Annotated in this window: 13 protein-coding genes; all 13 read right to left on the bottom strand. The window is 62.3% G+C overall.

Annotation, left to right across the window (positions count from 1 at the left end; all coding sequences use genetic code 11):
* Window positions 1–1011 carry an iron ABC transporter permease gene (locus H096_RS06575; RefSeq protein ID WP_033897365.1) on the bottom strand — a complete coding sequence of 337 codons (1011 nt, stop codon included), beginning with the start codon at window positions 1009–1011 and terminating at the stop codon, window positions 1–3.
* Window positions 1008–1955, bottom strand: a complete 948-nt coding sequence (locus tag H096_RS06570) for an ABC transporter substrate-binding protein (protein WP_033897364.1) — start codon at window positions 1953–1955, stop codon at window positions 1008–1010. Before H096_RS06570 ends, H096_RS06575 begins: the two co-directional genes overlap by 4 nt.
* Window positions 1952–2740 carry an ABC transporter ATP-binding protein gene (locus H096_RS06565; protein ID WP_033897363.1) on the bottom strand — a complete coding sequence of 263 codons (789 nt, stop codon included), beginning with the start codon at window positions 2738–2740 and terminating at the stop codon, window positions 1952–1954. The genes H096_RS06570 and H096_RS06565 overlap by 4 nt, the downstream gene beginning before the upstream one ends.
* Window positions 2740–4848, bottom strand: coding sequence for a TonB-dependent receptor (locus H096_RS06560; RefSeq protein WP_033897362.1), 2109 nt, complete (start codon window positions 4846–4848; stop codon window positions 2740–2742). The genes H096_RS06565 and H096_RS06560 overlap by 1 nt, the downstream gene beginning before the upstream one ends.
* A gap of 150 nt (window positions 4849–4998) precedes the next feature.
* A complete protein-coding gene (locus H096_RS06555) occupies window positions 4999–6381 on the bottom strand; it encodes a PepSY domain-containing protein (RefSeq protein WP_033897361.1) in 1383 nt (460 codons plus the stop codon).
* 43 nt (window positions 6382–6424) lie between these two features.
* Window positions 6425–8485: a TonB-dependent copper receptor gene (locus tag H096_RS06550; protein WP_033897360.1), complete on the bottom strand. Its 2061-nt coding sequence runs from the start codon at window positions 8483–8485 to the stop codon at window positions 6425–6427.
* A gap of 92 nt (window positions 8486–8577) precedes the next feature.
* Window positions 8578–8967, bottom strand: coding sequence for a DUF2946 domain-containing protein (locus tag H096_RS06545; RefSeq protein ID WP_033897359.1), 390 nt, complete (start codon window positions 8965–8967; stop codon window positions 8578–8580).
* A gap of 11 nt (window positions 8968–8978) precedes the next feature.
* Window positions 8979–9461 carry a copper chaperone PCu(A)C gene (locus tag H096_RS06540; RefSeq protein WP_033897358.1) on the bottom strand — a complete coding sequence of 161 codons (483 nt, stop codon included), beginning with the start codon at window positions 9459–9461 and terminating at the stop codon, window positions 8979–8981.
* A 47-nt stretch (window positions 9462–9508) separates the two neighbouring features.
* Window positions 9509–9904: a DUF2946 domain-containing protein gene (locus tag H096_RS06535; protein WP_033897357.1), complete on the bottom strand. Its 396-nt coding sequence runs from the start codon at window positions 9902–9904 to the stop codon at window positions 9509–9511.
* A gap of 94 nt (window positions 9905–9998) precedes the next feature.
* Window positions 9999–10289 carry an addiction module antidote protein gene (locus H096_RS06530; protein WP_033897356.1) on the bottom strand — a complete coding sequence of 97 codons (291 nt, stop codon included), beginning with the start codon at window positions 10287–10289 and terminating at the stop codon, window positions 9999–10001.
* Window positions 10286–10594 carry a type II toxin-antitoxin system RelE/ParE family toxin gene (locus tag H096_RS06525; RefSeq protein WP_033897355.1) on the bottom strand — a complete coding sequence of 103 codons (309 nt, stop codon included), beginning with the start codon at window positions 10592–10594 and terminating at the stop codon, window positions 10286–10288. The genes H096_RS06530 and H096_RS06525 overlap by 4 nt, the downstream gene beginning before the upstream one ends.
* A gap of 349 nt (window positions 10595–10943) precedes the next feature.
* On the bottom strand, window positions 10944–11663 hold the full coding sequence (locus tag H096_RS06520) for a cobalt-precorrin-6A reductase (protein WP_033897354.1): 720 nt from the start codon (window positions 11661–11663) through the stop codon (window positions 10944–10946).
* Window positions 11660–12865 (bottom strand): bifunctional cobalt-precorrin-7 (C(5))-methyltransferase/cobalt-precorrin-6B (C(15))-methyltransferase, encoded by a 1206-nt coding sequence (locus H096_RS06515; protein WP_033897353.1) that lies wholly within the window; start codon window positions 12863–12865, stop codon window positions 11660–11662. The genes H096_RS06520 and H096_RS06515 overlap by 4 nt, the downstream gene beginning before the upstream one ends.
* Between the last annotated feature and the right edge of the window lie 11 nt (window positions 12866–12876).

Here is a 12876-nt window from a genome sequence, read left to right as displayed (position 1 = left end):
TCAGCGCCTGCGCATCAACCCGATAAAAAACAACCCGCCAATCGCCGCTGTGGCCACTCCGATGGGCAGGTCTTCGGGGGCGATCAGCGTGCGCGCAGCCACATCGACCCAGACCAGGAACAGGCTGCCGAGGAGCGCGCACACCGGCAGTAACCGTCGATGCTCGGCGCCCACCAGGCGCCGGGCAATGTGCGGGATCATCAGGCCGACAAAACCGATGGAGCCACTGATGGAGACCAGCACGCCGGTCATCAGCGAGGCCACCAGAAATACCTTCAGCCGCACGTTGCGCGCATTCAGGCCCAGGGTCACGGCGGTCTGTTCGCCGGCCATCAGTGCATTCAATGGGCGAGCCATGCCCACCAGTACCAACAGGCCCATCAGCACTGTGGCGGCGGGAATCGCCAGCAGTTCCCAACGTGCCAGGCCCAAGCCGCCGAGCATCCAGAACATCACCGCCGAGGCGGCGCGATGGTCGCCCATGAACAACAGCAGATTGGCTGCCGCCATCATTACAAACGACACCGCCACGCCGCACAGCAGCAGGCGATCACTCTCCAGCCGGCCGTTGCGACTGGCCACTGCCAGCACCACCAGCATGCTCAGCAGTGCGCCGATAAAGGCGGCGATGGGCAACGTGAGCAAGCCGACGACTTCGCCCACATGCAGCACCACAATCACCGCGCCGAGGGTGGCGCCGGAGGTCACGCCGAGCAGGTGCGGGTCGGCCAGCGGGTTGCGCGTGACGGCCTGCAATACCGCGCCGATCAATGCCAACCCGGCGCCCACCAACGCGCCCAGCAACATGCGTGGTACTCGGATCAGCCAAACAATGTGTTCCTGCCCGGCGGGCCAGTTCACCTCGCCGATGCCGCAGGTTTTGTACACCACGATCCGCCACACCACGTCGACCGGCACTCGCGCCGGGCCGAAGCCCAACGAGATGACACAGGAGACGAAGAGCACCACAGCCAGGACGATGAGCAGCAAGGCATAGCGACGGCTGATCATTCGCCGTGAAACCCCTTGGCCAGCGTCTCGACGGCCAGTACGTTATCGATGCCCGGCGTGGCTTGTACGTAAGGGATCACGATAAACCGTTGGTTCTTGATTGCGTCCACCGCTTGCAGCGCCGGATTGTTCATCAGGAACGCCTGCTTCTGCTCGGCGGTGATCTCGCTGTAGTCAACGATCACGATCACCTGCGGGTTGCGCTCCACCACCGTTTCCCAGTTGACGCGGGTCCAGCTGGCGTCCACGTCATCCAGAATGTTGTGCCCACCGGCCGCGTCGATCAGCGCCTGGGGCATGCCCAGGCGGCCTGAGGTCATGGCGCGGTCTTCGCCGCTGTCGTAGAGGAACACCCGGGGTTTGCCTTCGGGCAGGTTTTTCTGCACCTCGTCGACCTGCGCCTGCATTTGCGCGATCAGCGTATTGGCGCGGTCCTGCACGTCGAAAATCTTGCCCAGGTTGCGCAGGTCGTTATAGGTGTCTTCCAGCGTCGCGGCCGGGCGTTTCATCACGAAGGCACAGGATTCGGTCAGCTCGTACACGTTGATGCCCAAGGGTTGCAGGGTACTTGGCGTGAGGTCGCCGCCCACGCGCATGCCGTAGTCCCAGCCGGCGAAGAAGAAGTCCACGTTGGCGTCGAGCAGGGTTTCCACCGACGGGTATTTGCTCGCCAACTCCGGCAGGCCATCGAGGATCTCGGCCATTTGCGGGGTGACTGACTTCCAGCCGGTCACGCCGCTGTAGCCGGCCATGCGCGGTTTGAGGCCCAGGGCGAGCATCATCTGGGTCATGTTGATGTCGTGGCTGACTGCGTGTTTCGGCGCTTCCTGGAAGGTCACGTTGCGGTTGCAGCTTTTGATGGTGACCGGGTAATGGGTCGCTTCGGCGAACGCGTGGGCAGTACCGAACAGCAACGCGAGAGATAGCAGGGAGCGCAGGATCATGGTTGGGTTATCCAGGTGATTCGGGGGTAGCCGGACAAAGGGTGGGTGTCGATCAGTGCTTCGACGCCAAACACCTCGCGTAGCAACTCGGCGGTCAGTACATCATGGGGCGTACCGCTGGCGACGATGCGTCCGTGGTTGATCACGTACAGGCGATCACAGAAGGCGGCGGCCAGGTTCAGGTCGTGGATGCTGGCCAGAGTGCCGATGTTGAGGCGCTTGACCAGCCTCAGCAGTTCAAGCTGATAGTGTGGGTCGAGGTGGTTGGTGGGCTCGTCGAGGATCAGCAGCTGCGGTTGCTGGGCCAGGGCGCGGGCGAGGATCACACGCTGTTTTTCACCGCCGGAGAGGGTGGCGAAGGCGTGGTCTTCGAAGCCTTGCATGCCGACGGACGCCAACGCATTTTGCACCAGTTGCCGGTCATGCAAGGTGTCTCCATCGAACACGCCCTTGTGCGGCGTGCGGCCCATGGCGACGACTTCATCGACCCGCAGCCCAAAGGCATCGGGAAACTCCTGTAGCACCACCGCGATGCGCTGCGCACACCATTTTGAACTCTGCTTCCACAGGTTCTGATGTTCCAGCCGCACATCACCCTGTTCCGGTTTGCTGAACCGGTAGGCGCAGCGCAACAGGCTGGTCTTGCCGCTGCCATTGGGGCCGATCAACCCGACGAACTCTCCCGCACCGACCTGCAGGCTCGCATCACGCAGCTGGAACCGGTGATGGCAGTGGCCGTGGTCCGACGGCGTCCAGGCCAGGTCGGTGAGGATGAGTGAAGTCATCAGAAGCTGTAGTCCGCGGTCACGAAGAATGAGCGTGGCTCGCCGAGGATCCACTGTTGCCCGTCGTTGTACTGGCTGACGGCATAGGTGCGGTCGAACAGGTTATTCAGTTGCAGGCCCAGGGTGGTGTTGCGCATGGCTTGCCACGACACGCTGGCGTCGACCACGGTGTAGCTCGGCAGCTCGTTCTGGTTGGCCATGTCGGCATATCGGGCATCGACATAACGCACACCGGCACCGGCGCGGATGTCGTCGGTCACGGCTTTGCTCAGCCACAAGTTGGCGGTACGGCGTGGCACGTCCACCGGGCGGTTGCCGTCGCGCGAGACTTGCACGCCGTTGACGTCCTGGCTGAAGTCGTCGTACTGCGCATGCACGATGGCGGCGTTGGCTTGCAGGGCCCAGGCGTGAGGCAGTTGCAGGTCGAGGCTGGCTTCCAGGCCTCGGGAGGATTGCTGGCCGACTTGCTGCTGATGGTCCGGGTCACCCGGAATGTCGGTGAGTAGTTTCTTTTTGACGATGTGATAAGCCGCTAAGGTCCATTCGCCGCGTTGGTCCCAGAAGGCTTGCTTGATGCCGATCTCGGTCTGCTTGGCGGTGGACAGGTCGAACTGCTGCTGGCTCGGGCTCAGGGAGATCAGGCCACCGACGCCGTCGGTGCTGGTGGAATACTGGCCGTACACCGAGGTGTCGGGCGTGATCGCGTAGACCAGGCCGGCTTTCCAGTTATTGCCGGTGAGGGTTTTGTCGGACTGGCTGCCATCGCGCAGGCCCTCGCGCTCGACGTGGGCGTAGTCGCGGCGGATGCCGGTGATCAGCGACAGTTGGTCGGTGAGTTGCAGACGGTTTTCGGCGAAGCCGGCGACGGTTTTGGTGGTGGTGGAGAACAGCGGCAGGAACGCGCTGTTGCTTGCAAACTGCCCCGGTTCCGGGTGGTTGACGTCGATGGGCTGGCCATCGCTGAAGGTGTCTGTGAACGGTGAATTACTGGCCAGGCGAAAGCGAATCCGGTTGTACTCCACGCCAGTCACGGTCTGGCTGTCGAGGCCGAACAGCGTGTGCTTGAAGGTGAAGGTCTGGCGGTCGCCCACCTGCTCCTGATTGTGCTTGATGCCGAAGTTGCCGCTGCGTGTGAGCTGGCCGTTGGTGAAGTTGTAGTTCTCGGCGTTCTGCCAGCGGCGCTGGTTTTTCAGGTAGTACAGCTCGTTGGTGGCGCTGACACTGTCGTTGAGCTGCCATTCGCTGGTCAGGCGCGTCCATTGGTCGTTGTAGTGCTGGGTATCGTTGTTGACGTTGTAATTCTTGTCGCGCAGGCCCTTGTGCAATTGGCCGTTGATCAACGGCGTACCGAAGTAGTTCTGCGGGCGCTGGTCGCCGTAGTCGCTGGCCAGGGTAAAGCTCAGGTTGTCCGCCGCCTGCCAGCGCAGGGCGCCGCTGACGAAGTCGCTGCTGGAGTCGCCACGGTCGATGAAACCGTTGCTGCGCAGGCGATTGAGGTTCAGGCGATAGCTCAGGGTATCGGTCAGTGAGCCGCCGCTGTCCAGGGCTTGCTGCTGGCGATCATAGGAACCGTAGCCCAGGCGGATGTGGTTTTCGATCTCGCCTGCAAACGGCTTTTTCGGCACGGTGTTGATCACTGCACCGGTGGCGCCTTCGCCATACAGCACCGAGGCTGGGCCGCGTAAAACGTCCACGCGCTCTACCGACCAAGTGTCCACCGGGAAGGTCGAGGTACCCATGCCCATGTACATGCGGTTGCCGTCGTACAGCTGCATCACCGAACCCTGGCCGGTAAAACCACGGGCCGACAACGAGGTGCCGCCATCGCCCGGCGTGCCGGTGCGGCTGATGCCGGTGGCGCGGGAGATTGCGTCCTGCACACTGGCATCGCCGCGTTCGCGGATCTGCGCGCCGGTCTGGCTTTCGACGCTGCCAGGGGTTTGCAGCGACGTGAGGTTCAAGCGCGAGCCGGCGGTGGTCGGGGTCTTGAGGTCGACGCGTTCGTCATCCAACGCGGGCGCGGTGACGGGGCTGGCGGGCAGGGTCAGGGCTTGGGCACTGTTATGCAGGGCGAGCAGGCACAGCCCGGACGCAAGGTACTTGTTCATCGGTCGATCAGTCTTCTAGGAGGAGTACTCGCCGCAGGGCGCAGCGAGCAACGATAACGCAGAAAGTGTTATAAGTTAACACTTATTCGCTGCGCGGCCAAAGTCCGCGCAAGCCTACAGAAAGGCTCTGCGCCGGGCATCTCGCCTGTTTCATGCAGAACCTGAGGCGGATTCACGTTGCGCAAAAAAGCGTGAAAGCACCAGGCGGTCCAATGCCCACACCAGGATCAACGAGGCACCCACCAGCGGAAAAATGATCGCCAGGGCGAGCATGATCACCATCGCGGTTTTCCACTTCGGCAGGTCATGGCGCAGCGGCGGAACGCCCAGCCCGCCATGAGGCCGACGCTTCCACCAGATCACCACGCCACTGACGGCGCTGAGCAAAATCATCAGGCAGATCAGCAGCACGATCAGCTGATTGACCCAGCCGAACATCTTGCCTTCGTGCAGCATCACGCCGGTCTCGGTGGCCCGTGCAACCAGGTTGTAATGCGCCCAACGCACATCGGCCAGCACCTTGCCGGTGTATTGGTCCACGTGCAGGGTGGCGTCATTGCGTGGGTCGTTGGCGAACACCGCGACGGTGAATACACCTTCGGCGGTGGTGGGGAAGGTGATGCTGTAGCCGGGCTCGACGTGACGTGCATTGGCCAGGTCGACCACCTGCTGCAAGCGCAAGGTGGGCGCCGCCGGACCCGAGTGCATGGCGCCGTGGTTCATGTGTTCGGCATGGTCGCCGGACATCGGCATCGGCGTGTTTTCCATGGCCCAGGGCACGGTCTGTTGGCTGGCGGTATTGAGGACGCGCGCCTGCTGATCGGACTGCGGCACGTTGTTCCACATTGCCGCCGGAAAGGTGTTCCACAAATCAGCGTATTGCTTGCCCCAGAAACCGGTCCAGGTCATGCCGCTGAGTAACATCACCAGCAGCAATGACGCGCCCCAGAAACCGGTGACTGCGTGCATATCGCGCCAGAACACCCGGCCACGACTGTTGACGCGAGGCCATAGAACACCCGCCGAGGACTTGCCGCGCGGCCACCACAGGTACAGGCCCGACACCACCAGCATCACACCCCAACCGGCGGCGAGTTCCACCAGGCGATCACCGACGGTGCCGATCATCAGCTCGCCGTGCAGGGCGCGGGCGATGGCTTGCAGGTTGTATTTCGAGTCCTGCTCGCCGAGGACCGTGCCGCGATAGGGATCGACGAACACAGTCACTTCGCGGCCTCCGTTGTGCATCACGAATTGCGCGCTGCTGGTGGCGTCGGCCGGGGGCAGGTATTTGCTGATCGCAGCGTTAGGGTAAGCAGCTTTGGCGCGCTGCAGTTGCTCGTCGGCGCTCAGGGCGTGCTCGGCGGTTTGGACCTTGAGCAGTTCGCCGTACATCAGCGGGTCGAGTTGGGGTTTGAACAGGTAGATGATGCCGGTCAGTGCCAGCAGCACCATGAAAGGGGCGACGAACAGGCCGGCGTAGAAGTGCCAGCGCCAGGCCAGGTTGTAGAAGGAAATCTTTTGAGTGCTCATCGGGGGCTCCGCAAGGCATTAATTTTTTATGTCCGTGATGCTTTTAGAAGCTCATATCGACTTTGGTCCAGAGCGTGCGCCCCGGCTCCTTGATGGCCTGCGGGTCACTGGCCGGGTAGCCGAACCCGGCGTTGCCGGCCAGGTTCAAGTGCTCGGCGTAGGCCTTGCCGAACAGGTTGTCCACGCCGGTGCTGACCTTGAAGTGTTTGTTGATGCGATACGCCGCGTTCAGCGAGAACACGCCAAAACCGCCGCTCTTATCGAAGTCCTTGCCGACCACGTTGCCCTTGTTCGGGTCGATGCGGTTTTGTGCGGCGACCACACGCCACAGCGCGCCGGCACTCCAGTCATCTTCGCTGTAGGTGAGGCCCAGGCGTGCATCCAGTGGCGGCATTTGTGGCAGCGCCTTGCCGTCGCTGCTGTTCTTGCCCCAGGCGTAGGCGAGGGTGGCGTCGGTTTTCCAGTGGCGCGTCAGTTTGTACGCCGCGCCCAATTCGCCGCCCATGATGCGCGCGTCGACGTTACGGGCCTGGGAGGTGGTGCCCATCATGCCGGGGCGGTAGTCGAACAGGATGAAGTCCTGCACCTGACCGACGTAACCCGAAGCCCAGGCTTCAAGGTCTTCAGCTTTGTATTGCGCGCCGAAATCGAGTTGGGTGGTCTTCTCTGGCTTCACGCCGTCGAAGGCATTCACTGAACCGCTCGCGCCGGTGTTGGGCGAAAACAGCTCCCAGTAATCGGGGAAACGCTCCGAGTGGCCCAGGCCTGCATAGAGGGTGGTGGGGCTGTCGGCCAGGTCGTGTTCATAGCGCACGAAGCCGGAAGGCAAGGTGTCGGCGCGAGTGTTGTCGGCGGTCGGGTTGGGCCGCGTCATCATGCCGGAGCCGGTGCTTTGCCGGAAGTCCTTGGCCGAGGCGCGGTCCAGACGCGCACCGGTGATCAGCCGCTCGCGGTCGGCGGCGTACCAGGTGAGTTCGCCGAACACGCCGTAGTTATGGAAGTTGGCGTCCTTGACCCGTGGCAGGTCCTTGTAGGTGTCGATGCCCATGCTGCTGCGCTGGCGATGTTCGTTGGTCTGCGCATCCAGGCCGCTGATCAACTGCACATCGGCCCAGCGCCAGGTGGCCTTGATCCGTGCGCCGAGGGTGCGGCGATCAACGTTGGACGCCATCGGCCCGGCCATCATCCCGGTGCCGGAGGGCGTGCGCAGACTGTAGTTGTCCATCACGTGGTCGGCGTAGTTGTAGTAGACCTGGGCTTCGACCTTATCCAGCACGTCGCCGATATTGGATTTTTCGAAACGCAGCCCCAGGCTTTCGCGCAGGAACTGCGAGCCATCCATGCCGCGTCCGGCGTAGCGCGCTTCGCCATCGCCACGGCCGGCGGTAAGTTCCAGCAGGGTGTCGGCGTCGGGGGTGAAACCGACAGCGACGTCGCCGTTCCATTTGTCGTAGCGCGAGGCGACGGTGTCGTTGTTGCCGTCCTTGTAGTCATCGGCATGGGCCTGGTTGCCGATCACCCGTACATAGCCCAGTGGGCCACCGGCCGCCGCGTCGATGACTTTGTCAAAGCGCCCGTTGGAACCGGCCAGCACGCTGGCGTTGAGTCGCGTGCCCAGCTCGCCGAATTGCTCAGGCTCACGCTCGAACAGCACGGTGCCAGCCGACGCTCCAGGGCCCCAGAGCACGGTCTGCGGGCCTTTGATGACGGTGAGCTTGTCGTAGGTTTCCGGTGAGATGTACGAAGTGGGCGCGTCCATGCGGCCGGGGCAGGCGCCGAGCATCATGCTGCCGTTGGTGAGGATGTTCAGGCGCGAGCCAAACATGCCACGCAGCACCGGGTCGCCATTGGTGCCGCCGTTGCGCACCAGGGCGAAGCCGGGGATGGTCTTGAGGTAGTCGCCGCCATCGCTGGCAGGCACCGGTTGGCGCGGGTCTTTCGGGTTGGTGATCACGGTCAGCGGTGAGCTGGGGGCGATCGCCGTGATGACGGTGGGGCTCAGTTCATTTTCGTCGGCGTGAGCTACCGGGGCCAGCAGTGCGCCGCACAGAACGGCGAACACGGGAGTACATCCCAAACGGGTGTCAGCAGAAAACCTGGACATGACAAATTCCATCAATCAATCGTAAACAACACGGCCAGCAGCCTGCGGCTGTCTGTCTAAAGTCGGCCGGGTGAAGTAACGCTGTGAAGTGCTTACGAAACGATGGGCGGCGCGCGGCTGCGGGCGCCGGGGAAGATGCTCTGCCGGGCATGGCCCAGGCGCGTGGCGGGGGTGAGGGCGTTGGCGGGTGGCGGACTGCTCAGGGTGAAGGTTGAAACGCCGCCGGGCAGGGCGGGGCAGCTGTAGAGCAGGTCGCAATAGCCGCACTTGGACCAGAGGGCGTGGTGTTCGTCAGGGGCTTTTGGATGATGGGAGTCGCCGTGGTCCATCGGCATGTCCATCGACATACCGGCGTGATGATCCATCGGCATCGCTTGGGAAATCAGCGGACCGATAAAGATCATCAGCATGGCAAACAGGCTGATCCAACCGCCGCGCCTTACGCGGGCGTGCGGGGAGAGCCTGGCGCGAGGGGTGCCCATCGAATGTCAGCCTATTGCGGGTGCTTGTGCTCGTGGCTGGCCATCGGCGGTACTTTCTGCACCGACACGTCCACCTCGACCTTGCCGGCTTTTTCGAAGGTCAGGGTCAGCGGGAATTGCTTGCCGTCGGCCAACAGGCTGCGGTCTTTGAGGCCGAGCAGCATCACGTGGTAGGCCATCGGCGCGAAGGTCAGGTCACCCTTGGCCGGCACGGCGACGCTGGGCACTTGCTGCATCTTCATCAGGTCGCCTTGCATGACGTGTTCGTGCAACTCGGCCTTGTCCGCCACCGGCGTTTCGACGCTGAGCAGGCGGTCCGGGGATTCGCCGGTGTTATGAATCACAAAATAGGCGGCAACAGTCGGCGCATTCGGCGGCAACTCCTGGGACCAGGGTTCGCTGACCACCAGGTCGCCGGCCTTGTAGTCCTCGGCATTGGCAGCACTGAACACCGGCAGCAACAACGCAGCCAGAAGCAGGGAAGATTTGAGCATGGCAGTTCTCCAGAACGGTTCTAAACGCAGTTCACTTGCGAAGAAAATCAGACCGTTGGAGAGGCGCGGGGGTTGAGGCTTGGCCATTGCTGGCGCGGGGTGGGGCTTTGCAGCCGGGCCGGCGGCAGGCTCTGCGAGGTATTGAATTGCGTGAGGTACAACTGCGGCACATGCCCCGGCAACGCCACCAATGGCGCCGAGCCCGAGCAACACCAGCAATGTTGCATGGTGGAATGATCGTCCTGCTGCGGCGCCGGAATCTCCAGCTGGCCCAGGGCGATGGTCTTCAGGCTCGCACCATTTGAGGAACAGAAACTGCCCCACAGCAACTGCTGCACCGGGTCCTGGGACTGTTGCATCGCGCTGGCCATCGGCATGGCAAAGGCGTTGAACAGCACTGCGAGGCAGGCGATCCAGGCGATTGCAAAGCGTTGACGGGCCATGGCGGACAATCCGTAGGGTTAAACGATCAGGGGGGTATTTAGCCTGATCGTGGGGGATAAGTAAAAACAGGGCATGTGGTTTGGTGTCGCAGTGCTATCGGATAGCGGTGGCGTGAAGCTTGAGGCCCAACGCTTTCATGACTTTCATGATAGTCGCGAATTCGGGATTACCAGTGGCGGAGAGGGCTTTGTACAGGCTTTCGCGGCCGAGGCCGGCGTCGCGGGCGATTTGGGTCATGCCCTGGGCGCGGGCGATGTTGTTCAGGGCTGATCGAATCAGCAAGCCGTCGCCGGAGTCCTCTTCGAAAGAGGCTTCAAGGTACTCGGCCATGTCCTCGGGAGTCTTGAGGTGCTCAGCTATGTCGAAGTCTTTAAATTGAGTCATGAGTCATTCCTTATTCCAAATTCATCGGCTATTTCTTTAGCGCGCTGGATGTCGCCTTTTTGCGTGGATTTATCGCCACCTATCAACAGCAGGTAAACCACCTCATCAACGCGTGTGAAGTAAACCCGGTATCCAGGGCCATAGTGGATGCGCATTTCTGATACGCCATTTCCTACGGGTGCACAGTCTCCGAAGTTACCCCTCGTTGCGTTATCCAATCTTGTCAACACACGACCGCGGGCTGGCCTGCTGCGTGACGAATCAAGCCACTCTTGAAACTCGTCGGATCTCTTGAATCGAATCATGTTTGATCGTATTCCTTGGGATACAGAATGGCAAGTTGCGATGCGCTGCAAAAGCAGTGCATCTCCATCGCGGATGCTGGTGCGAGCTCGCGAGGAGAGAGGTTAGGGCGGGGGCTTTTGGCTGAACCAGCCAGCTGGTTCGGAAGTGTTTGTAGGGGGATTCGGCTTTTATGAGAAGGCCAAATGGTTGGTCGTTTTTCGGGTTATTTGAAACGAGAGGAATTGCTCGGCGTTGCGCAATTGATTGAGCTGGCGCAATTGCTCGCGAAGGCGGAGTGTCGGCCAATAGATTTGGTGACTGACGCACAGCCTTCGCGAGCAAGCCCGCTCCCACAGGGATTTGTGGTGGTTAGAGAGTGTTGATTGCCTGTAGTACCTCAGGCACGGTGGTAAATTCTCTATCTACCTGAGCCAGAACGGGCCGCTTCAACACCAACACCGGCACCCCCAACTCCCTTGCCACTTCCAGCTTCGGCTCCGTCGCCGTGCTGCCGCTGTTTTTGCTGATCAGCACATCAATCCCACGCCGCTCAAACAACACCCACTCATCCTCGATCAAAAACGGCCCCCGCGCGCCAATCACTTCGCAGCGCTCATTGCCCGGGTACACATCCAGCGCGCGCAACGTCCAGAACTGCTTCGGCGGGATCTCATCAAGGTGCTGCAACGGCTCGCGGCCAAGCGTGAACAGCGGACGCTTGAAGGGTTTGAGCGCTTCAATCAACGCGGCCCAATCACTGACCTCGCGCCAATCATCTCCCGCCTGCGGCTGCCACGCCGGGCGGCGTAAGGCCCAGCAGGGGACGCCGCTCAACTGCGCGGCCTCGGCCGCATTGCGGCTGATTTGTGCTGCATACGGATGGGTTGCGTCGAGAATCAGGCAAATCCCCTCATCCCGAACAAACTGCGCCAAGCCTTCGGGCCCGCCGTAACCACCCACCCGCACTCGGCATATTAGGTCAGTCGGCACTCGGCCCACACCGGCCAAACTGTAGATATGTTCCGGGCCCAACGTACGGGCAATGGCCAACGCTTCAGTCACACCGCCCAACAACAGGATGCGCTTCATAGCGGCTTGACCACTTCCAGCAAGGTGATCGGCAACGCCTGGCGCCAGGTATCAAACTCCCCCAACGGCTGCGCCTGGGCCACGTGGATGCGCGTCAGTTCGCCGCCATGCCGGGCGCGCCAGTCCATCAAGGTCATTTCGCTTTGCAAGGTCACGGCGTTGGCGACCAAGCGCCCGCCCGGCCGCAGGTGTTGCCAGCAGGTATCGAGCACGCCATCGCGGGTGACGCCGCCGCCGATGAAGATGGCGTCCGGTGCCTCCAGGCCGCTTAACGCCTCGGGCGCCTTGCCGCGAACCAGTTGCAGGCCCGGCACGCCCAGGGCGTCGCGGTTGTGTTCGATCAGGCCTTGGCGACCTTCATCCGCTTCAATCGCCACTGCACGGCAACTCGGATGAGCGCGCATCCATTCAATACCAATGGAGCCACTGCCCGCGCCCACGTCCCACAGCAGTTCGCCGGGCATCGGCGCGAGGCGGGCCAGGGTCATGGCGCGTACATCGCGTTTGGTCAGTTGGCCGTCGTGTTTGAAGGCTGAATCCGGCAGGCCCGCCAGGCGCGACAGGCGGGGTGTTTCGCTGGAGGCTACGCAATCAATGGCAACCAGATTCAAATCGGCGATTGGCGCGTGCTGCCAATCAACCGCCAGCCCGTCGATGCGCCGCTCGTCCGCGCCACCCAAATGTTCAAACACGCTCAAGCGGCTCGGCCCAAACCCGCACGAAGCCAATAAAGCGGCAATCAACGCCGGACTGCGCCCGTCATTACTCAACACCAACAACCGCACCCCACTGGCCAGTTGCGCATTCAGCGCCGCCAGCGGCCGGGCCACCACGGATAACGTCACCACTTCCTGCAACGGCCAGCCCAACCGCGCTGCCGCCAACGACACCGACGAAGGTGCGGGCAAGATCAGCAATTCATTCGCCGCCACCTGCCGCGCCAGACTCGCGCCCACGCCATAGAACATCGGGTCCCCACTGGCCAACACACACACAGGCGCACCGCGCCGCGCCAGTACCGGTTCCAGGGAAAACGGGCTCGGCCATAACTCCCGCTCGCCGCGAATACACACCGGCAACAGGTCCAACTGGCGCTGAGCACCTATAATCCGCGTGGCGCGCAACAGGGCATGCCGGGCATTCCTGCCCAGCCCCTTGAAGCCGTCTTCACCGATGCCTACAACCGTCAGCCAGGGCGACATAAAGATTCCTT

Source organism: Pseudomonas sp. FH1 (assembly GCF_000510895.2).
GTDB classification, from domain to species: domain Bacteria; phylum Pseudomonadota; class Gammaproteobacteria; order Pseudomonadales; family Pseudomonadaceae; genus Aquipseudomonas; species Aquipseudomonas azotoformans_A.
This window is presented reverse-complemented; position numbering and strand designations above follow the sequence as displayed.

What these genes read in the sequence shown, in the direction of transcription:
- H096_RS06520 (WP_033897354.1), bottom strand. Translation starts at nt 11,663, where the DNA reads ATGAAGCGCATCCTGTTGTTGGGCGGTGTGACTGAAGCGTTGGCCATT.
- H096_RS06560 (WP_033897362.1), bottom strand. Translation starts at nt 4,848, where the DNA reads ATGAACAAGTACCTTGCGTCCGGGCTGTGCCTGCTCGCCCTGCATAAC.
- H096_RS06515 (WP_033897353.1), bottom strand. Translation starts at nt 12,865, where the DNA reads ATGTCGCCCTGGCTGACGGTTGTAGGCATCGGTGAAGACGGCTTCAAG.
- H096_RS06570 (WP_033897364.1), bottom strand. Translation starts at nt 1,955, where the DNA reads ATGATCCTGCGCTCCCTGCTATCTCTCGCGTTGCTGTTCGGTACTGCC.
- H096_RS06530 (WP_033897356.1), bottom strand. Translation starts at nt 10,289, where the DNA reads ATGACTCAATTTAAAGACTTCGACATAGCTGAGCACCTCAAGACTCCC.
- H096_RS06545 (WP_033897359.1), bottom strand. Translation starts at nt 8,967, where the DNA reads ATGGGCACCCCTCGCGCCAGGCTCTCCCCGCACGCCCGCGTAAGGCGC.
- H096_RS06555 (WP_033897361.1), bottom strand. Translation starts at nt 6,381, where the DNA reads ATGAGCACTCAAAAGATTTCCTTCTACAACCTGGCCTGGCGCTGGCAC.
- H096_RS06525 (WP_033897355.1), bottom strand. Translation starts at nt 10,594, where the DNA reads ATGATTCGATTCAAGAGATCCGACGAGTTTCAAGAGTGGCTTGATTCG.
- H096_RS06535 (WP_033897357.1), bottom strand. Translation starts at nt 9,904, where the DNA reads ATGGCCCGTCAACGCTTTGCAATCGCCTGGATCGCCTGCCTCGCAGTG.
- H096_RS06565 (WP_033897363.1), bottom strand. Translation starts at nt 2,740, where the DNA reads ATGACTTCACTCATCCTCACCGACCTGGCCTGGACGCCGTCGGACCAC.
- H096_RS06540 (WP_033897358.1), bottom strand. Translation starts at nt 9,461, where the DNA reads ATGCTCAAATCTTCCCTGCTTCTGGCTGCGTTGTTGCTGCCGGTGTTC.
- H096_RS06550 (WP_033897360.1), bottom strand. Translation starts at nt 8,485, where the DNA reads ATGTCCAGGTTTTCTGCTGACACCCGTTTGGGATGTACTCCCGTGTTC.
- H096_RS06575 (WP_033897365.1), bottom strand. Translation starts at nt 1,011, where the DNA reads ATGATCAGCCGTCGCTATGCCTTGCTGCTCATCGTCCTGGCTGTGGTG.